This is a genomic window from Haladaptatus sp. SPP-AMP-3 (genome assembly GCF_049568665.1).
Lineage (GTDB): Archaea > Halobacteriota > Halobacteria > Halobacteriales > Haladaptataceae > Haladaptatus > Haladaptatus paucihalophilus.
In genome coordinates this window covers 285,682-303,156 of sequence record NZ_CP145898.1, presented here as the reverse complement: position 1 = coordinate 303,156, position 17,475 = coordinate 285,682, and the positions used below count along the sequence as shown (strand labels likewise).

21 protein-coding genes are annotated in these 17,475 nt (G+C 62.6%); 8 read left to right on the top strand and 13 right to left on the bottom strand.

The features are described 5' to 3' along the window. Positions 1–22: 22 nt before the first annotated feature. From V5735_RS18170 to V5735_RS18155, 4 genes are all read right to left on the bottom strand, one after another. Positions 23–2,494 (bottom strand): ribonucleoside-diphosphate reductase subunit alpha, encoded by a 2,472-nt coding sequence (locus tag V5735_RS18170; protein ID WP_423746173.1) that lies wholly within the window; start codon positions 2,492–2,494, stop codon positions 23–25. Then, positions 2,491–2,988, bottom strand: a complete 498-nt coding sequence (nrdR, locus tag V5735_RS18165) for a transcriptional regulator NrdR (protein ID WP_423746172.1) — start codon at positions 2,986–2,988, stop codon at positions 2,491–2,493. Before nrdR ends, V5735_RS18170 begins: the two co-directional genes overlap by 4 nt. A 247-nt stretch (positions 2,989–3,235) precedes the next feature. Further along, positions 3,236–4,999: a Rieske (2Fe-2S) protein gene (locus tag V5735_RS18160; protein ID WP_423746171.1), complete on the bottom strand. Its 1,764-nt coding sequence runs from the start codon at positions 4,997–4,999 to the stop codon at positions 3,236–3,238. A gap of 63 nt (positions 5,000–5,062) precedes the next feature. Further along, positions 5,063–5,659, bottom strand: coding sequence for an AsnC family transcriptional regulator (locus V5735_RS18155; RefSeq protein WP_423746170.1), 597 nt, complete (start codon positions 5,657–5,659; stop codon positions 5,063–5,065). Between the two features lie 275 nt (positions 5,660–5,934). On the opposite strand from V5735_RS18155, the gene V5735_RS18150 reads away from it, so the two are divergent. From V5735_RS18150 to V5735_RS18140, 3 genes are all read left to right on the top strand, one after another. Then, positions 5,935–6,132: a heavy-metal-associated domain-containing protein gene (locus V5735_RS18150; protein WP_423746169.1), complete on the top strand. Its 198-nt coding sequence runs from the start codon at positions 5,935–5,937 to the stop codon at positions 6,130–6,132. Between the two features lie 75 nt (positions 6,133–6,207). Then, positions 6,208–7,212, top strand: coding sequence for a uroporphyrinogen decarboxylase (hemE, locus tag V5735_RS18145; protein ID WP_423746168.1), 1,005 nt, complete (start codon positions 6,208–6,210; stop codon positions 7,210–7,212). A gap of 35 nt (positions 7,213–7,247) precedes the next feature. Continuing rightward, on the top strand, positions 7,248–8,069 hold the full coding sequence (locus tag V5735_RS18140) for an ABC transporter permease subunit (protein WP_423746167.1): 822 nt from the start codon (positions 7,248–7,250) through the stop codon (positions 8,067–8,069). Positions 8,070–8,097: 28 nt separating this feature from the next. Here V5735_RS18140 and hemG read toward each other — a convergent pair whose 3' ends face one another. The 3 genes from hemG to V5735_RS18125 all read right to left on the bottom strand — a co-directional run bounded on the left by hemG (position 8,098) and on the right by V5735_RS18125 (position 10,902). Further along, positions 8,098–9,387: a protoporphyrinogen oxidase gene (gene hemG, locus V5735_RS18135; protein ID WP_423746166.1), complete on the bottom strand. Its 1,290-nt coding sequence runs from the start codon at positions 9,385–9,387 to the stop codon at positions 8,098–8,100. Continuing rightward, positions 9,384–10,433, bottom strand: coding sequence for a ferrochelatase (gene hemH / locus V5735_RS18130; protein ID WP_423746165.1), 1,050 nt, complete (start codon positions 10,431–10,433; stop codon positions 9,384–9,386). Before hemH ends, hemG begins: the two co-directional genes overlap by 4 nt. A gap of 157 nt (positions 10,434–10,590) precedes the next feature. Continuing rightward, positions 10,591–10,902: a winged helix-turn-helix transcriptional regulator gene (locus tag V5735_RS18125; RefSeq protein WP_007977121.1), complete on the bottom strand. Its 312-nt coding sequence runs from the start codon at positions 10,900–10,902 to the stop codon at positions 10,591–10,593. Between the two features lie 154 nt (positions 10,903–11,056). Here V5735_RS18125 and V5735_RS18120 point away from each other — a divergent pair, with 154 nt between their 5' ends. Continuing rightward, the gene (locus tag V5735_RS18120) at positions 11,057–11,500 is read left to right on the top strand and encodes a universal stress protein (RefSeq protein ID WP_423746164.1); all 444 of its coding nucleotides are present in this window, start codon (positions 11,057–11,059) and stop codon (positions 11,498–11,500) included. Positions 11,501–11,607: 107 nt separating this feature from the next. After that, positions 11,608–11,922 (top strand): DUF7344 domain-containing protein, encoded by a 315-nt coding sequence (locus V5735_RS18115; protein WP_423746163.1) that lies wholly within the window; start codon positions 11,608–11,610, stop codon positions 11,920–11,922. 9 nt (positions 11,923–11,931) lie between these two features. On the opposite strand, the gene V5735_RS18110 is transcribed toward V5735_RS18115, so the two are convergent. The 3 genes from V5735_RS18110 to V5735_RS18100 all read right to left on the bottom strand — a co-directional run bounded on the left by V5735_RS18110 (position 11,932) and on the right by V5735_RS18100 (position 13,300). Continuing rightward, positions 11,932–12,474, bottom strand: a complete 543-nt coding sequence (locus tag V5735_RS18110) for a SprT-like domain-containing protein (protein WP_423746162.1) — start codon at positions 12,472–12,474, stop codon at positions 11,932–11,934. Positions 12,475–12,599: 125 nt separating this feature from the next. Continuing rightward, entirely contained in the window at positions 12,600–12,890 is a 291-nt protein-coding gene (locus V5735_RS18105) for a hypothetical protein (protein ID WP_423746161.1), read from the bottom strand. 116 nt (positions 12,891–13,006) lie between these two features. Then, positions 13,007–13,300: a hypothetical protein gene (locus tag V5735_RS18100; protein ID WP_423746160.1), complete on the bottom strand. Its 294-nt coding sequence runs from the start codon at positions 13,298–13,300 to the stop codon at positions 13,007–13,009. A gap of 198 nt (positions 13,301–13,498) precedes the next feature. Here V5735_RS18100 and V5735_RS18095 point away from each other — a divergent pair, with 198 nt between their 5' ends. From V5735_RS18095 to V5735_RS18085, 3 genes are all read left to right on the top strand, one after another. Next, complete coding sequence (locus tag V5735_RS18095) at positions 13,499–14,065, top strand: HalX domain-containing protein (RefSeq protein ID WP_423746159.1); 567 nt, start codon at positions 13,499–13,501, stop codon at positions 14,063–14,065. Between the two features lie 110 nt (positions 14,066–14,175). Beyond that, the gene (locus V5735_RS18090; protein WP_423746158.1) at positions 14,176–14,985 is read left to right on the top strand and encodes an alpha/beta fold hydrolase; all 810 of its coding nucleotides are present in this window, start codon (positions 14,176–14,178) and stop codon (positions 14,983–14,985) included. A 58-nt stretch (positions 14,986–15,043) separates the two neighbouring features. Further along, on the top strand, positions 15,044–15,412 hold the full coding sequence (locus V5735_RS18085) for a hypothetical protein (RefSeq protein WP_423746157.1): 369 nt from the start codon (positions 15,044–15,046) through the stop codon (positions 15,410–15,412). 97 nt (positions 15,413–15,509) lie between these two features. On the opposite strand, the gene V5735_RS18080 is transcribed toward V5735_RS18085, so the two are convergent. The 3 genes from V5735_RS18080 to V5735_RS18070 form a co-directional block, all read right to left on the bottom strand. Continuing rightward, complete coding sequence (locus tag V5735_RS18080) at positions 15,510–15,995, bottom strand: N-acetyltransferase family protein (protein ID WP_423746156.1); 486 nt, start codon at positions 15,993–15,995, stop codon at positions 15,510–15,512. A gap of 79 nt (positions 15,996–16,074) precedes the next feature. Next, positions 16,075–16,599 (bottom strand): DUF192 domain-containing protein, encoded by a 525-nt coding sequence (locus V5735_RS18075; RefSeq protein WP_423746155.1) that lies wholly within the window; start codon positions 16,597–16,599, stop codon positions 16,075–16,077. Positions 16,600–16,695: 96 nt separating this feature from the next. Further along, a complete protein-coding gene (locus tag V5735_RS18070; protein ID WP_423746393.1) occupies positions 16,696–17,418 on the bottom strand; it encodes an EthD domain-containing protein in 723 nt (240 codons plus the stop codon). Positions 17,419–17,475: the final 57 nt, after the last annotated feature.

Below are 17,475 nucleotides of genomic sequence, written 5' to 3'. Positions count from 1 at the left end.
GTATGTTATCGCGTCGGTCGTGTCACTGGCAGGCGTCGCAGGTGGGGTCCTCGACGGTACAGAGGTCGGTTCCGCCGTCTCTGCTGTCGGCGTCCCCACCGTCTCCGCTGTTGTCATCCCCGTTTCCGTCGCCGTCGGGGTCGGTTCCGAATCCGTCTCGGTGCTGGCTCTTTCCGTATTCGGCCATGTCGAGCGTCGATTTCTCGATTCCCGACGCGCCGAGCGTTCGGAGGTAGTAGGTCGTCTTCAGTCCCAACCGCCACGCCGTCTTGTACACGTCGTCGAGCAGGGTGCCGTCGGTCGAAGGGAAAAAGACGTTGTGCGAGACGGACTGGTCTATCCACGTCTGTCGGTGCGCGGTCAGGCGGAGTTGGTGGCGCGGGTCGATTTCGAACGCGCCCCGGTACAACTCCTTCAGGTCGTCCGGAACGGCGTCGATTTCCTGAATCGTCCCGTCGTGGTATTTGATGCGGTCCACCATCTCCTCGTCCCACAGGCCGAGGGCTTTCAAGTCGTTCACGAGGTGGTCGTTGACGACCGTGAACTCCCCGGACATGTTCGATTTCACGTAGAGGTTCGAATACATCGGTTCGATGGACGGCGTGGTTCCGTTGATGGTCGAGACGGTCGCCGTCGGCGCGATGGCCATCGTGTTCGAGTTCCGCATGCCGTGTTCCTCGACGTGTTCGCGGACGACGTACCAGTCGAGCGTCTCCTCGCGTTCGGTCGGAATCTCGCGACCCCGCTCGGCTTCGAGCGTCTCCACGGTATCCTGCGGGAGCAACCCGCGGTCCCACTTCGACCCCTCGTAGGACGGGTAGGTCCCGCGCTCCGCCGCGAGCTTCGAGGAGTTGTGAATGGCGTGATACGAGACGAACTCCTGCCAGCGGTTCGCTTTCTCGATTGCGTCCTCGGAGTCCATGGGGATTCCCAGTTCCATCAGCGCGTCGTGGAATCCCATCGTGCCGAGTCCCACCGGCCGATGCTGCACGTTCGAGTGTTCGGCCTCGTCCGTGGGATAGAAACAGAGGTCAACCACGTTGTCCAGCATCCGCATCGCGGTTTCGATGGTCTCGGCGAGGTGGTCGCGATTCAGTTCGCCGTCCGAAACGTGCGTCGCAAAGTTCACGCTGCCGAGGTTGCAGACGGCGTGTTCGTCCTCGCTCGTGTTCAGCGTGATTTCGGTACAGAGGTTCGAGGAGTGGACCGTCCCGGCGTGGTCCTGCGGCGAGCGGACGTTACACGGGTCCTTGAACGTCAGCCACGGGTGACCCGTCTCGAACAGTCGCGTGAGCGTCTTTCGCCACAGTTCTTCGGCATCGACGCGCTCGTACTGCCTGAACTCGCCCGCCTCGGCCCGCTTCTCGTACTCCCGATACCGCTCGTCGAACTCCTCGCCGGACAGGTCGTGGAGGTCGGGTACCTCGTCGGGGCTGAACAGCGTCCACTCCTCGCCCGCTTCGACCCGTTTCATGAACAGGTCCGGGATCCACGCGGCCGTGTTCATGTCCGGCGTGCGCCGCCGCTCGTCGCCGGTGTTGCGCTTCAGGTCGATGAACGCCGGGAAGTCGAGGTGCCAGCAGGCGAGGTAGCCGCAGGCCGCGCCGCGTCGCTTCCCGGAGCGGTTGATGGCCGCCGTCACGTCGTTGCTGATGCGGAGAAACGGCACGACGCCGGTGGATTCGACGCCGGTCGATTCGATGAGCGCGCCGCTCGCCCGGAGGTTCGTCCAGTCGTTGCCGAGGCCGCCGCTCCACTTCGAGAGGTGGGCGTGGTGGTTGTACGAATCGAAGATGTGTTCCAGGTCGTCCGAGACGGTCGTCAGATAGCACGAGGAGAGCTGCGGATGGGTCGAGCCGCTGTGGAACAGCGTCGGCGTCGAGGGGGTGAACTCCAGCGTCGAGAGGACGTCGTAGAACTCCTTCGCCCGTCGTTGCGGGTCGTCCTCTTCGACGGCGAGGCCCATGGCGACCCGCATCCAGAACGCTTGCGGGAGTTCGAGTCGCTCGCCGTTTTCCTCGGTTTTGAGGAAGTAGCGCTGGGCCAGCGTCTCCATCGCCATGTACTCGAACAACTCGTCGCGTTCGGGTTCGAGATACGAGGCGAGGTCGTCGAGGTCGAATCGCTCGGTCAGTCGCTCGTCGAGGCGTCCGATTTCGACCGCGCGTTCGAGGTTGTCGATGAAGGTCGCGCGGTACTCGCGGTCCAGTTCGTAGCCGCGGAGGTTCTCGCCGATAACTTCGTGGTAGTACCCCTGTCGGAAGGCATCGGCGGCGATTCGTTTGAACGCCGGTTCGCGCTCGACCCGCGCCGAAAGCGCTTGGGTAACGGCCTGATACACTTCGTCGGTGGACGCGCCGCCGTAGAGGGTGCGCTCGATTTCGCTGGCGAGGGTTTCACACTCGTCCTCGGGGAGTGCGGTTTCGTAGCCTGTTCGTGCTCGGTCGAGGATGGACCGTACGTCGATGGTCGTCGTCGGTGTTCGTTGACTCATGGATTATCGGTATCGTCGGTTGGATGCGGCGGGTCGTCGTCGAGTTCTGCGTCGAGAACGGCGTCGAGTTCGCGGAGGAACTCCTCTGGTTCGGAAAAGGCCTTGTACACCGAAACGAAGCGGATGTACGCGACCTGGTCGAGTTCGCGGAGGCGTTCGGAAACGAGGTCGCCGACGAGGCTGGATGAGACGATTCGAGTCTCTCGGTTTCCTAACTCGGACTCGACCGCTTCCACCAAGGCCGTCACGTCCGCCTCGCTCACGTGGCGCTTCTCCACGGCTCGTTCGATACCCGCGCGGAGCTTCTCGCGGCTGAACGCCTCGATGTTCCCGTCGCGCTTTTTCACCTGGAGGGAGTCCCACTCCGGACGCTCGTACGTGGTAAACCGAAACGAGCAGCGTTGGCACTCGCGCCGTCGTCGCACCGATGTTCCGTCGGCGCTCGTGGTGTCGATGACTCGCGTCCGCTCGTTCCCGCAGTCCGGGCAGTCCATAGTTGTCACTCCTTGTCCCTCCAGCCTTGTAAGCCCACATGTGGGGCGTACCCTGCTCCAACCGCTATATGTGGTGTCCAGACGGGCACCCATAAACTTTGCCCAATTAAATTGCAGTAAAACAAATTAGGTTGTATTAGGTCGATGGGGACCACCGGCTCGAACGACGAAAACGACCGCGGACGCCGTTGTCGGGACAGTTATTCGAAAATCGGACCGTCTCGACTCCGACGACGGGAGACGGCGCTCAGTCCATCTCGTGGATGTTCTCGCCTTGGTGGAGCCGTTCTGCGATTCGGAACGTCTGTTCGCCCGCTCGCCGCGTCGGCGTGTGGGCCGAGAGGTAGCGCGCGGTGGCGACGAGGTGAATCCGCGCCCTTCGTTCGCTCTCTTCGGTTCCTTCGCCCGCGAGCGCGTCGTACTGCCCGAAGGCCACTTCGACGTTCTGTCTGGTGTGGAAACCGACGTCCTCGCGCACCAACGCCTCTCCGAGTTTTCGCTTCAGTCGGTCCGCGTCGCCTCCGGCGGCGAGGTACTCCGCGGTCGATTTCCCGGCGAGGTCCACCTCCTCGTCGGCCTCCACCTCGAACGTCTCCATCAACTCGTTGAGCGCGGCGTCGGGGTCGCGGTCCCCGTCCGGCTCGGGAATCGGCGTCGGCGGCGTGTTGAGGAATCGGTCGAGGTAGACGTTCATCGCGGCATCGAAGACGCCGCGGTACACCTCCGGGGCGTCCGTCCGCCGGGAGAGCCCGTCCACGGCGTTCGCGTAGGTGTAGGTGTGATGGACCGTGTTCCAGTCGCCGAACTCGTTCGACGTGCCGAAGTGGGCGACGCGGCGCGCCGCGGCGAACGTCACGACGCGGGCGAGTTCGGCCGCCGTCGCGCCGTTTTCGATGGCGTCCGTCACCGCGTTCACGATGGCGTGCGGGTCCTCGCCGAGGAGCACGTCCACGAAGTCGTCGGGTTCCTCCCACGTCTTTCCCTCGCCCGCTTCGAGCAGGTCCGGCAGTTCCTCTTCGGCGTCGAAACACAGTTGCGCCACGTCGATGGGCTGTCGCCACGAGGAACTCTCCTCCGCGCGGTTGGCCGACGCCAGTCCGGGGACGAGGCTGGGGAGCACGTCGTCCGCGCGCTCCCACCCGATGTGGTCGAGCGTCTCGAACGCCTTGTTGATGAAGTCCAACCGGTGTCCGGTGTCGAGGTACAGGTGGTCCGTCGCGGCGGCGACGAGCATCCCCGCGATGTCGGACTCGTCGAGGTCCGCCGTGATTCCCGCCCGAAGGACGCGCTCCGCGCCGTCCGAGTCCCGGACTTCGATGTTGTCGCGGAACCACTCCGTGAGCCGCTCGGCCGACACGTCGTCCGTCGAAAGCGCCTCCTGCACGAAGAACGGCGGTTCGCCGGAACAGTTGTCCGCCACCTCCGTCAATCCGACGTAGAGCGCCCGGCGGCGGTCCTCCGGGCGGAGCGCGGGAAGGAGGTTCGTCATCACGCCCAGCGTCGTCAGTCCCCGACCCCATCCGGCTTGGCGGTAGTGCGTTCCGAACTCCGTCCCGAGTTCCACCGGGGCGGTGGACGGAACCTCCTCGGACTCCAACCCGATGACCGATTTGGCGACGACGAGGCTGATGTTCTCTCGAAGGCCGTGTTCGAGCCGATTCCGCCAATGTTCTTCGGGCGGTTCGTCCCGCGGCGGATTCGGTTGGACGTACACGTCCCCGTCCCGGACCTCGACGGGATAGGTCCGCACGTCGTCGGCGAACGGGTCGAACGTGTCCCCGCAGGATAGTTCGAACCGCGCGTGGTGCCAGTGACAGGTGAGGATGCCGTCGTCGACCGACCCCTTCGTGAGGGGGAACCCCATGTGCGGGCACCGGTTATCGACGGCGTGGACCTCCCCTTCGTGGAAAAAGAGTCCGATGGAGTGGCCGTCCGCGTGGACGATTTGCGGGCTGTCCTCCCGAAGGTCGTCCGCGTCGGCGACCCGGACGAACGATTGTTCGGTTGCCATGTTTCGTGGTTTGGTACATGGCACCAAAACCCTTCCCTGAAACGGATTTATGTAAATCTCGTGTCAGTCGGCGGCACCTTCCTGTAGTCGTTCGTATCGCTCCGCGAACTGCCCTTTGCACGACGAACAACAGAAGTGGTACAGTTCGCCGTCGATGCGCGTCGATTCCCCCTCGTTCGTGACGGTGTTGCCACACTCGACGCAATCGGGGGCGAACTCGATGGTTCCCGGTTGCGGGTTCCACTCCTCGTCAACGAGCAATTGGACGTCGTAATCGCGTACGGCGTCCTCCTCGATGGCGTCGGAGAGCAGCGCCTCCACCGCATGTTCGTGTAAGTTCGCCTTACAGACGATGTGCGCGTCGGCGGTGACGAAGACGTGCTCCACGCCGTCGAACGAACCGAGCGAGTGCTTGATCGCGTCTACGTGCCCCGGTTTGGCGTTGACCGTGACGAGCAACGAGAGGCCGTCGATGAGGATTCCTTGGTCCAAATCCGCGGTGAATCGGCGGATGATACCGATTTCTCGTAACCGTTCCACGCGGTCGGAGACCGTCGGCGGCGAGAGGCCGACCGTTTCCGCGATTTCGTTGTAGGGGCGGCGGGCGTCCTCTACAAGCAACCGGATTATCTCCCGGTCAGTGTCGTCGAGTTGTCGCATTACGCCTCAGTTAGCGTTATAGAATAAAAACAGTTTTCGTTATCTCGCTTCTCTGCCGCTGACTTCCTGTGTATATTCGGTGAAATACAAAATTCCGCTTGTTTAAAAAACGAATTATCTCCGCATTCCTCTCTCCCTTCGACGACTCCCGCTCCCGCGCCACGTCTCCCTCACGAGTCCTCTTTTCACGCCTCCTTTCCCCTGTTCGGATTCGACGGAACGGCTTTGGATATTTTTCCGAAACCGCAAAAAGCAACGGGTGAGTAGCCGTGAGTATGGTTCGAACCATCGACGTGGACGGAATGAGTTGCGGTGGCTGTGAGCAGAACGTCGTCGAAGCGCTCGAAGACGTTTCGGGTATTTCGGACGCCAGCGCGGACCACGAGGCAGGAACGGCGACCGTCGAAGGCGACGCGAACGACGCCGATATCGTCGCCGCCATCGAGGACGTCGGGTACGACGCCTCGGCCTGAACCGCTCTCGCTTTTTCCGCCGCTCGAAATAGGACGAGTCGAAACGCTTAGACGCTATCCGGCCAATCTCGGCACATGAGCGACCTGTTGGTTCGGGCGGCACGCGGCGAACGGACCGAACGCCCACCGGTTTGGTTGATGCGACAGGCCGGACGATACATCCCGGAGTACCGCGACATCCGCGAACAGTACACGTTCAAGGAGGCCATCAAGACCCCGGAAGTGGCCGAACAGATTACCCTCCTCCCGTGGGAACTGTTCGAACCGGACGGCCTCGTCATGTTCTCGGACATCCTCACCGTCCTCGAACCGCTCGGTTTCGACTACCGCATCGAGAGCGGCGTCGGCCCCGTCGTCTCCAACCCCGTCACCGACCCGAGCGACGTGCCGACCGAGTTCGCCGACGTCGCCACGGAAATCGACTACGTGGGCGACCTATTGGGCCGATTGCAGTCGAGTATCGGCGACGAGACGAGCATCATCGGCTTCTCCGGCGGCCCGTACACCCTCGCCTCGTACGTCGTCGGCGACGAACCCACGTCCAGAAAACCGATTCGGCGGTTCCGAACCAATCACCCCGAAGCGTTCCGCGACCTCCTCTCGATGTTCACCGACGTGGTGGAGGAGTACGTCCGGTACCAAGTCGAGCAGGGCGCGGACGTGGTGCAGGTGTTCGACACGTGGGCGGGCGTGTTGACGCCGGACGACTACCGCGAGTTCGTCCTGCCGCTCCACCAGCGAATCTTCGACGCCATCGACGTCCCCTCCATCGTCTTCGCGCGCCACCCCGGCGGCAAACTCGACCTGCTCGCCGAATCGGGCGCGGACGTCGTCGGCCTCGACTGGACGGTGGACATGGCCGACGCCCGCGAGCAGTTGGGCGACACGCCGGTGCAGGGCAACCTCGACCCCTCCTACCTACTCGGGAGTCCCGAGTTCGTCAAGGAGAAGACCCACGAAGTCATCGAGAAGGCGGGCGATTCCGGCCACATCCTCAATCTCGGCCACGGCATCGACCGGACGACGCCCGTCGAGAACGCGACGGCGTTCGTGGACGCGGCGAAGGAAATCGAACGATAGGAATTTTTATAGCAAAATAGCGTCAGTTCGGATTTATGTCCCTCCGATTGGTCGCCCGAAAGGATTTTTCCGATTTTGCTCGGAAGAAGTCGTTCTGGGCCGTTTCAGTCGTCCTCTCCCTGCTCGTTGTCCTGTGGTCGTACTTCTATACGATTCACTCCTACAGCACTGGAAGTGCGGTTGATGTGGTGGAGTACGTCTACTCCGCGGCACAGGTGCTCGTTCCGCTCATCGGACTGTTCGTCGGGTACAGCGCGGTCGCCGGTGAACGCGAGTCGGGGTCGCTAAAACTGCTGCTCGGCTTGCCACACTCTCGACGGGACGTGTTCGGCGGCAAGTTCCTCTCTCGCTGCGGTGTCGCTCTCGTCCCATCGTTGGCGAGTTTCCTCCTCGCCATCGTCTTCATCGTCTCGCAGTTCGGCCGGTTTTCGCTCGGACCGTACGCGCTTTTCACGGCGGCGACGGTCCTCCTCGGTATCGTGTACGTTGCAATCGGCGTCGGACTGTCAGGACTGGCGAAATCGAACCGCCGCGCCGGAATCCTCGCGGTCGGCGCGTTCGCCCTCTTCCAGTTGTTCTGGGGTGTGCTGGTCAATATCGTCGCGTACTTCAAAACAGGTTCTTCGATGATGGTCGCTCCCTATCCGGCGTGGACCTACCTCGTGCAATGGCTGAGTCCGTCCGGCGCGTACGAGGGATTGCTTCGTCTGTCCTTGCTCCCGCCCCTCCGAATCGCCTCGGGCGGCCAACCCCCGGCGTATCTCTCCCCGTGGGTGTTCCTCGCCGTCTTGCTATTCTGGGGGACCGTCCCGTTGGTGCTCGGCTATCGACGGTTCGAAAAATCGGACATCCAGTAGCGACGCCGCGAACCGCACCATCAGCGACTTACTTCGCGAACCGCTCCGCCAGCGCTTTTGCCTCCCGAATTCGACTCGGGACGCCCATCCGCGCGGTGTAGTTCGTGGCGAGGTGGATGCCGTCCGGGGCCTCGAACTCCTCCAGCGCGTCCCACGACGCGTCGTAGGCGGGGAACCCTCGGTCGAGTTTGTTGACGCTCAACACCTCGGCCTCGGTTCCCATCACCTCGGCGAACTCCGTCGCGGCGATGTCGCCGAGCGTTTCGTCACTCTCTTCGAGCAGTTCGGGCTCTTTCATCCCGCCGAGGAAGACGGTGTAGACCCCTCCTGCCTCGTCCGCGCCGTCGTTCGACCGTCCGTTCCGGCCGAACATGCTCGCGTTCCACGAGACGCCGAGCGTGTCGAGGTCCTCGTCGTGGCGGACCTGATAGCCGAAGCCGTCCCGGTCGGAATCGGCGCGGAGGTGGACGAACGCGAGCGGGTTGTAGCTCAGCCGCCGGAGCGCGTCCGCGCTCTCGGTGAGCGGGGCCAGCAGGTCGGCGCTCACTTCGGCGGGCGTAGTAATCACGACGTCATCGACCTCGAACGACTCGTCGTCCGTTTCGAGGACGTATCCCGCTCCTTCCTCCCGAATCCCGGTGACGGGGGTTTCCAGATGCACGTTCTCGTGGTGGGCCTCGTACAGGGCCTCCGGAAGCTGTTGAACGCCCTCATCGAAGGACATGGCGGGAGCCGAACTGCCGCCCGCCATGGCGCGTTTTAGGACTGGTGTCAGCAGGTCGCCGTACTTCTCCTCCATCCGCAACACGCCGGAGAGCGAGTGCTTGACCGGCATGTACTCGGGCAGCGAGCCGTACGTCCCGCCGAAAAGCGGGCCGATGAGGTTCTCGTACGCCTCCTCGCCGAACTTCCGGGTGAACATCTCGGCGGCGGTCTCCTCGGGGTCCGCGGGGGCGGTCTGTGGTTCCTTCAGCACGTCGAGTTTGCCCCGCCACGAGAGCAGGTCCGTGTGGCCGAACTCCTCGATGGTGAACGGCGCGCGCCGGAGGTCGCCGTCCGCGTAGACGAACAGTTTGGTGTCCCCGGCTTCGATGACCTCGCCGTCCAGCCCGAGGTCGGTGACGAGTTCGTCCACCGGTCCCGTCCGTCGGAGTCGCTGCGGTCCCCACTCCAGTAGGTAGCCATCGACGCGCCCGCTCCGAATCACGCCGCCGGGTTCGTCGTCGGCTTCGAGGACGACGTACTCGGTTTCCGTCCCGTCGAGGTGGTGGGCGAGCGCTAGCCCCGTGATGCCCGCACCGATGATTCCGACCGTCATTGGCTGAACGGGGCGTTGAGACACATCGTGCCGGGCGTGTCCTTACACTGGCATTGGCGGAACTGGTAGTAGGAGGGGTCGAAGTCGGCGACGAACGGCTCCACGAGGTCGGCGAGGACGCCCGCGAATCGGTCGTCGTCGTGCGGGACGGGAACCCGGTAGAAGTCGAGTCCGACCTCCTCGGCCTCCTCGCGGAGTTCGTCGTCCAACTCCGAGAGCGTCTCGCTCTGTTCGTGCATGAAGCTGATGGGTTCGACGACGACGCGCTCGGCGTCGATGTCGGCGACGACGTCCTCGACGTCGGGTTCGGTCCACGGAATCTTCCGGTTGCCGTGGTTCTGGAAGCCGAGCGTGTACGACTCGGCGCCGAGTTCGCTCGCCATCACGTCACAGAACTCCTCGACGTAGACGTCGTAGCGACTCCCTTCGTCCAGATAGTGACTCGGCGTCCCGTGAGCCGAAAAGAGGAGTTCGGTGTCGTCGTCTGCCACATCGATGCCCTCCTCGTCCGCGAACGCTCGGACGTTTTCCGCCCGAATCCGGTTGTACGTCGGGTGTTTGTGCCAGCCGGTGATTTCGTGGACCGGGACGTCCCAGTCCCGCTCGTTCACCGCCTCCGTGAGTTCTTCGAGGGAGGCGACGGTGGTCGAGGCACCGCAGAGCGGGTAGACGGGCAGGCCGATGAGTTCGTCCACGCCGTCCTCGTGGGCCTTCTCCACGGCGTCGGCGATGAACGGTTCGGTGAACTGCATGCCGACGTACGTCGTCGCGTCGAACCCGCGCGCGTCGAGTTCGGCTTCCAGCGCGGCGGCTTGCGCTTTCGCTTGCGGGTCGAGCGGCGACCCGCCGATCTCCTCGTACTCTTCGATGAGACCGGGCGCGCGTCGTTCGGCCAGTTGCCGGGAGCGCTCTCGCGCTTCCGCTTCGGTGGTGTCACCTTCGAGGTCTGCGTTGTTCATGAAAATGCGCTCGAGATAATCGAGGACGCTCTCTCGCGTCGGTTCGTCCGGCTCTCCGAAGTTGAGTACCACGACGCCAGTCGTCATAGTCGAATGTCGGGACGGACGCGCCGAATAGTTGTCGTTTGCGGGACGAACCGGGAGGCGTTCGATGAACCGAGACGCGTCTCGACGTTCGAAATCGTACAGTGCGGGTGCGTCGTTCCCCGCCGATACGAGGGTGCGTTTCAGCGGGCAGACGTTCTCAGAGCCACTCGTCGGCCCACAGTTCGAGTTCCTCGAAGATGGGACAGAGCGAGCGACCCTTCTCGTTCAGGCTGTAGTACGTCGCTATCGGCGCGTCTTCCTCGGTACGCCGACTGACGAATCCCATCTCACCGAGGTCGTCCAGCACGCGCGAGAGGGTTCTCGAACTCGCCCCCGTGGAGCGCTTGAGTTCGTTGAATCGCTTCTCGCCGTCGTGTAAATCGTGGAGGACGACCAACCGCCACTGCGACCCTATCTGTTCGATGGATTTAACGACTGGACAGACGTTCTTCTCGACGGATTCGGACATTCGTGTTCTCGTTCCGTTCAACTCCGCGAAGGTATATATCGGTTCGTATTCCAACCACGTAACGAAATGATACCGCTCCCCCCGCACGTGAGCGGGGAAACTTGGCGCGAACGAAAGCTAATTTATTTATCCTTCGACTCTGGCAATATCTGGTGTGAAACGAGCACTCGCGGTCGTCGAGGCATCCGAATCTGCAAAAGAACTGGTCCGAGAAGCGGGCGAACTGGCAGCGGGCGTCGGGGCGGAACTCGTCTTGCTTCACGTCACGACCAACGAGGAGTACGAGGATACGCGCACGTCGTTGGAAGGCATTCCGAACCTCGAAACGTCCTACACCGCCGGGCAGGCGCTCGAAGGTGCCCGGCAGTTCGCCCAAGACATCGGGCGCGAAGTCCTCGACGGCGACGTCGAATACGAGGCCGTCGGGCGCATCGGCGACGAGCGCGACCAGATTCTCGACGCCGCCACCGAACTCGACTGCGACCACGTGTTCCTCGCAGGCAGAAAGCGCTCTCCCACCGGGAAAGCCCTGTTCGGCGACCGAACGCAGTCGGTCATCCTCGATTTCGACGGCGCGGTCACGGTCGTAACTGAATAGTCACCTGTTTTAATTTCTTCCAATCGTAATTGCTAAGTTGGCGCCCCGCTGACAGTCGAACGTTGGGACGATTGTTCGGCCGTCACCCCGTCTCTTCGCCGATACACTTGTCCCGAGACGAACCGTTCTCCCTGTGTCGCGTCGAGCGCCGCCGTCACGCGATTACCATCGTGGCGGACGTCGAGGACGTGATTCCGATGCGAACGCTCGTCGACGAGGTGACGTTCCGGGAGTTCGGTCCCGACTGGACCACGAACCAACGGACCACCGTCTACACGACGTTCTATCAGCAACACGTCTCCATCCTGGATGACGCCGACGTTCTCTCCGCCTCCGACGGCCCCAGCGGGCCCCTCTATCCGGAAGCCACCGCGGAACCGCTCGCCGAATCGCTCTCGTTCATCGAGACGATTTCCGACTGAGCAACCGTCTCACCAATCGCTCCCCAACTTTCTCCGCGCGACCAGATACCCGGCGTGCGTTCGCCAGCGCCGTCCGCTTTCGACGTGCTCGACTCGATAGCGCGCGCCGCAGTTCCCACAGCGCCGCCGCTCGGGTCGTTTAACCGCCTTCGACGCGCGGAAGCGACGCGCGTCCCAGTCACAGGACGAACAGACGAGTCGAAGTCGCGCGTCCGCGAACGACCGACAGTGGCGCGGCGCGTCGAGTTCCCGCGCTTTCTCGGCGAATCGCGGGCCGTGACCCGATTCATCGAACTGCTGAAACTCCCACGCGTGTACCAGTTCGTGTCGAATCGTTCCCGTGAACTCGTCCCATCCGAACGAACGATAGGCGTCCCACGTCAAGCGAATCGTCACTCGTGTCGTCGTCCGGTCGTACAGACAGGCACCCGCACGGCGTACCGCCCGGTCCGAACACTCCCACTCTACGGCGTCGAGGTCGACCGCTACCGGAACCGTCTCCGCGTAGCGTTCGGCCGCGGAAAGCAGTTCCTCGCGGGTCTCCGGTTCCATCGACGGGCGATTCGAATCGGCGAACTATAGAACTCCCGTCTCCGCGGCGGTTCTCGCCCTGATTCGACCGCTCCCCAGACCCGACTACCTTCTGGTCACCGCGTCTCCGATTCCACCGACTTCCTTCATATCCGTTCCAACTGACCGTTCTTACAGTACGGACAGCGCGCGCCGGGTCCGGGACGCGTGCAGACACGACCGCACATCGAACACGCCCTGACGACGCGTTCCCGTCGCTCGCGCTCGGCTTCGAGGGCTTCGACCTGCTCCTCGGCTTCCGCGAGGCGTCGACGGAGCGACTCTATTTCGGCGCGTAACTGGTCGACCATCTCGCGCTCCGTTATCCCTCGTCGAGAGTCCGCCGGGTCGATTCGTGGCCGTCGCGGACGCCACCGACCGTGCTTGTCTCTCGTCATACTCTCCGTCGAAGAAACGTGACGGACATGTATGAATGGGTCGGCGGTCTCGTGATTCCTTGCGATATACCGCACATGCGATAGAAACCGACCCGTCGAATGAAACGCGGAGTCGGCTACTCCGTCCCGCCGTCCGGGCGTTCGACTTCGAGTGGCGCGTAGAGCCGCTTTCGCGCGTCGGGAAGGTAGAGTCGTTCCTCGACGAGATTTTCGTCTTTCAGTTTCATCAATGCGTCTCGCGTCGTGCGGGCCGGTAACAAGGCATCGGTGCGCACCTGCTGCTGGGTCATCGGCGCATCCTCCGTGAGAACCCGGTAGACGAGTTTTGCACTGGGTGGCAGTTCGATAAGTCGCTCGAATCGTTCTTGAGGGGTTGTGTTACTGCCGGAGTGTCCGGCAAAAACGACCACTGGTTTTCGACATACCAGTTCCCCATTGGATGTCATCTGTGTTATTTATTTCGGTACTGCCGAACTGATAGAAGAACCGAGTATGGGCCCGTCTTTCGCCATTCACGGATTTCGTAACCACAAGATATAAAGATGCTTTAGCGAATGGTTCAGTAACAAACCGCGGTCGATGGATAAACGGGACCCCTGGAACCAATTATGGCTGTTGACGAACCAACGATTCTCGTCGTCGATGACGAGGCAGACGTTACGGACTTGTATGCGACGTGGTTAGAGGACTCCTACGACGTCCGACGCGCATACGAGGGCCGTGAAGCGCTGGACATGCTCGACGATGAGGTCGATGTCGTTCTCCTCGACCGTCGGATGCCCGGCCTCTCCGGGGACGAAGTGCTCGCGGAGCTTCAAAGCAGCGACCTCCACTCCCGCGTCGTGATGGTGACGGCCGTCAAGCCCGATTTCGACATCATCGACATGGGATTCGACGATTACCTCGTCAAACCGGTTTCGAAAGACGACCTCTATACGACCGTCGGTGGGATGTTGTCGCGGGTCGAATACGACTCCCAGATGCAGGAATATTTCTCGCTCGCCTCGAAGCTCGCCGTCCTCGAAACCGAAAAGGACGAAGCGGATTTGCGCGACAACGAGCGGTATCTGGAACTCAAGCGGGACGTCGAACGCCTCCGCGAGGTCACCGACGACTCGCGCGAGGACTTACAGAGCCACGACGATTTCGTCGGCGCGTTTCAGGACCTGGACTGACGTCATTCGATCACCGTTACCTCGCTCTATTCCCCCGATTCCGCCGTCCGACGACCTCGCTCTCGTTCTCCCTCCGACGTATTTTTTACGCTCGCTACGGCCGTCTCAGTATGGACCTTCCCGACGGCTGGACGACGAACACCGTTCGCGTGAATGGCGTCGAGTTACGGTACTACCGCACCGGCGACGGGCCGACGGTGGTTCTGGCACACGGCTTTTACAGCAACGGTCGCTGCTGGGAACGGTTGGCCGCGGACCTCGCCGACGAGTACGAACTCGTGATGTACGATGCCCGCGGGCACGGGCGGTCGGACGCACCGGAGTCGGGGTACGGCATCGAGGACCGAGTCGCCGACCTCGTGGGACTCGTGGGGGCGCTCTCGCTCGACGACCCGATTCTGGTGGGGCACTCGATGGGCGGTTCGACGGCGGCGTGGACGGCCGCGACCCATCCCGACCTCCCGCGTGCCGTCGTCCTCGAAGACCCCGCTGGCGTGCACGGTCCCCCCGATACCGGACCCGACGAGCGGGCGCGGATGGTCCGCGAAAACGTCCGCGAGTGGTCGAACCGGTCGTTCGAAGAACTCGTGGCCGACCACGATGACCGCGAACCGGCGCTGGCCCGACGCCTCGCGGTGGCGAACGCCGAGTGTCGCCCGCAAATCGCGGAGATAACTCGCGAGGGCTATCCACCGCTGGTGGACGCGTTCCCCGATATCGAGTGTCCGACGCTCGTCCTGAAAGCCGATGCCGACCCGGCGACGCGGGCGGCCGACCTCGACCTCGCCGACGAATTGACGGACGGACGATTGGTTCACGTTCCCGACGCCGGACACTGCGTGCTCCGAGACGAGTACGAGGCCGCATACGCGGAACTGCGGACGTTTTTCCGTCGGCTGTCGTTCGACGCCGATTACTGACGGATTTTCGACCTACCTATCCGTAATAGTAAAGCGCTAGAGTTCACAGACTTCGGACATGGGTGACGAGGAGGCGGACGAGATACTGGCCGCGCTCGGATTGGACGAGGAAGCGACCGAATCGCCGGAACGACGGTTCGAACGCCGAGTGGTCGCGGCGATGGTGGACGCGCGGCGCGCCGGTGTGGACTACTGGCGGTTGTTCGAACTCGTCGAACGACAGCAGCGGGCGGCGGTCCGAGCGTCGTTTTCGGGGGGCGAGTTCGGTGACGACCACTCGACGGTGGACGAGGAGACGATACAGTACTCGCAAGTGGTTCACGCCACCGCACGCGCGCTCGACGCCGGGGCGTCGGAGCGCCAACTCCTCTTCAACCTCGCCAGCGCCTACCAGTTGTTCGAGGACGACTGGTCGGGAGAGCGGTAACTGTCGGCGTAGCGATAAAGAAAACCTCGTGTACCCCTACCCGAGGTGAGCAAGAATTGACGTGGATACGATAAATGCTTTGTGTTCTTCACTCCGATTAGAGCGCAACCGTGTACACCGATTCCTCGTACGTTCCGGGACCGATTTCGACGGTCGCTTCGTCCGTTTTCTCGAATCCGAGCCGCTGGTAAAACTCGATCCCCATATCGTTTTGAGAGAGCACCATCGCCCGGATTCGATTCATGTTGATGTCCCGGAAATCGCCCCGTAATCGCTCGTAGAGTGCGGTTCCGATGCCGTCCCCCCAATGGTCCGGGTCGACGTACAGTCGGAGCAAGTCTCCTTCGTCCTCGTAACAGACCGCGTGACAGAACCCGACGAGTCCGTCCGCTCCCGTTGCCACGAGAAACACGGTTCCGGGTTTCTCGACGGCCGCCGCGAGCGACTCGTCCGAGTACCAGGACGATACCGTCCCGTCGATGGACTCGTCATCGACGAAATTCTCGTAGGCCTCCCTCCACGAACGCCGTGCGACGCTCCGGACCGATTCGAAGTCCTCCTCGCTCGCTGGTCGTATCTCCATTCGCAGTTCCCCCGGCAGTCCGTTCACCGTGCTCTGTGGTAACGATGCTGAATCACAATCGTCGTTGCAGAACGAAAAGTCAGCTTTCCTCGGTCGTCGGCCGCTCCCCGTCGAACGCGAGTTTCGTTCCCGGTTCGATGCCGACTCGCTCCGCGAACCCTTGTCGCATCTCGACGACGTACTTCGCGTCCCCGTCGCTTCGATAGGTCCGTAGTTCGCTGTCGCTCGCGTTCGGCTGCGTGTCCGCGTGAGCGACGTTGAGGACCGTCCCATCTGGCGCGACGAATATCATATCGAGCGGGATGAGGGTATTTTTCATCCAGAACGACTGCACCGACGGGTTCTCGAAGACGAATATCATCCCGTGGTTCTTCGGGAGCGACTTCCGGTACATCAGTCCGCGCTCGCGCTCGTCGTAGGAGTTCGCGACTTCGAGTTCGACCGTCGTTCGGTCGCCGTTCGTGACGAACGCCGCGGTGGCGGTTTCCTCTACCTTGGTGGTTCCGGTGGTCGATTGGTTCCCGTCGTCGGTTCCGAACCCGCCCCCGACGCATCCGGCGAGCACGACGAGGCACACGACCGATAGGACCGCACTCACGCGCATGGCTCTCGAAACGCGCGCGACTGACAAAAATACGTGGTGTCGTCGGACCGTCTCCGGTGGGTGGGTTTTCCAAACACGTCCGACCGGGTTTCGCGCTCAGTCTCGCGTCTCGTCTTTCTGTACCGTTTCCTCGCCGATGAAGCGCGGTCGCTTTTCGAGCGCGAGGAAGTTGTTCACGTCCTCGCGGGCTTCCTTGGCCTTGCCCTTGTCGGGGTCGTAGTCGCGGCTGCCCTCGCTGCCGAGGGCGTCGTGGAGCGCGTCCAAATCATCGAAGTAGAGTTCTGCGATGCCGTCGAACTCGGCGTTCTCGGGGTCGGTCGGGAGCACGGTGTCGTATTTGACGACGCCCTCGATTTCGCGGGCGATGGGCGTGTGGTTGTTCTGCCAGTGGTCCACGAACTCCTCGTGGCTCATGCCGTCCTTGCGAACGAGGAAGGCGGAGTGTTTGTACAGGCCGTCGGTTTTGCCGTCAACTTCGTCCTTCTGGGTGACGACTTCGCCGATGAATCGGGGCCGCTCTTCGAGTGCGAGGAAGTTGTTCACGTCCTCGTGGGCTTCCTTGGCCTTGCCCTTGTCGGGGTCGTAGTCGCGGCTGCCCTCGCCGCCGAGGGCGTCGTGGAGCGCGTCCAAATCATCGAAGTACAGTTCGGCGAGGCCGTCGAACTCCGCGGCGTCGGGTGTCACCGGGAGGACGGTGCCGTATTTGACGACGCCTTCGATGTCACGGGCGATCTCCGTGTGGTTGTTCTGCCAGTACTCCACGAACTCCTCGTGGCTCATGTCGTCCTTGCGCACCAACAAGGCAACGTGCTTGTACATTTCGTTCGAGGGCACAGTCCGTGCTGTGATAAAAGGCGCGAAGCATGTCGGCTCGGG

Coding starts and splice junctions, on each gene's coding strand:
- V5735_RS18140 (WP_423746167.1), top strand. CDS start 7,248: ATGTCCCTCCGATTGGTCGCCCGAAAGGATTTTTCCGATTTTGCTCGG.
- nrdR (WP_423746172.1), bottom strand. CDS start 2,988: ATGGACTGCCCGGACTGCGGGAACGAGCGGACGCGAGTCATCGACACC.
- V5735_RS18075 (WP_423746155.1), bottom strand. CDS start 16,599: ATGCGCGTGAGTGCGGTCCTATCGGTCGTGTGCCTCGTCGTGCTCGCC.
- V5735_RS18150 (WP_423746169.1), top strand. CDS start 5,935: ATGGTTCGAACCATCGACGTGGACGGAATGAGTTGCGGTGGCTGTGAG.
- hemG (WP_423746166.1), bottom strand. CDS start 9,387: ATGACGGTCGGAATCATCGGTGCGGGCATCACGGGGCTAGCGCTCGCC.
- V5735_RS18155 (WP_423746170.1), bottom strand. CDS start 5,659: ATGCGACAACTCGACGACACTGACCGGGAGATAATCCGGTTGCTTGTA.
- V5735_RS18070 (WP_423746393.1), bottom strand. CDS start 17,418: ATGTACAAGCACGTTGCCTTGTTGGTGCGCAAGGACGACATGAGCCAC.
- V5735_RS18110 (WP_423746162.1), bottom strand. CDS start 12,474: ATGGAACCGGAGACCCGCGAGGAACTGCTTTCCGCGGCCGAACGCTAC.
- V5735_RS18095 (WP_423746159.1), top strand. CDS start 13,499: ATGGCTGTTGACGAACCAACGATTCTCGTCGTCGATGACGAGGCAGAC.
- V5735_RS18080 (WP_423746156.1), bottom strand. CDS start 15,995: ATGGAGATACGACCAGCGAGCGAGGAGGACTTCGAATCGGTCCGGAGC.
- hemE (WP_423746168.1), top strand. CDS start 6,208: ATGAGCGACCTGTTGGTTCGGGCGGCACGCGGCGAACGGACCGAACGC.
- V5735_RS18105 (WP_423746161.1), bottom strand. CDS start 12,890: ATGACGAGAGACAAGCACGGTCGGTGGCGTCCGCGACGGCCACGAATC.
- V5735_RS18125 (WP_007977121.1), bottom strand. CDS start 10,902: ATGTCCGAATCCGTCGAGAAGAACGTCTGTCCAGTCGTTAAATCCATC.
- V5735_RS18160 (WP_423746171.1), bottom strand. CDS start 4,999: ATGGCAACCGAACAATCGTTCGTCCGGGTCGCCGACGCGGACGACCTT.
- V5735_RS18085 (WP_423746157.1), top strand. CDS start 15,044: ATGGGTGACGAGGAGGCGGACGAGATACTGGCCGCGCTCGGATTGGAC.
- hemH (WP_423746165.1), bottom strand. CDS start 10,433: ATGACGACTGGCGTCGTGGTACTCAACTTCGGAGAGCCGGACGAACCG.
- V5735_RS18090 (WP_423746158.1), top strand. CDS start 14,176: ATGGACCTTCCCGACGGCTGGACGACGAACACCGTTCGCGTGAATGGC.
- V5735_RS18170 (WP_423746173.1), bottom strand. CDS start 2,494: ATGAGTCAACGAACACCGACGACGACCATCGACGTACGGTCCATCCTC.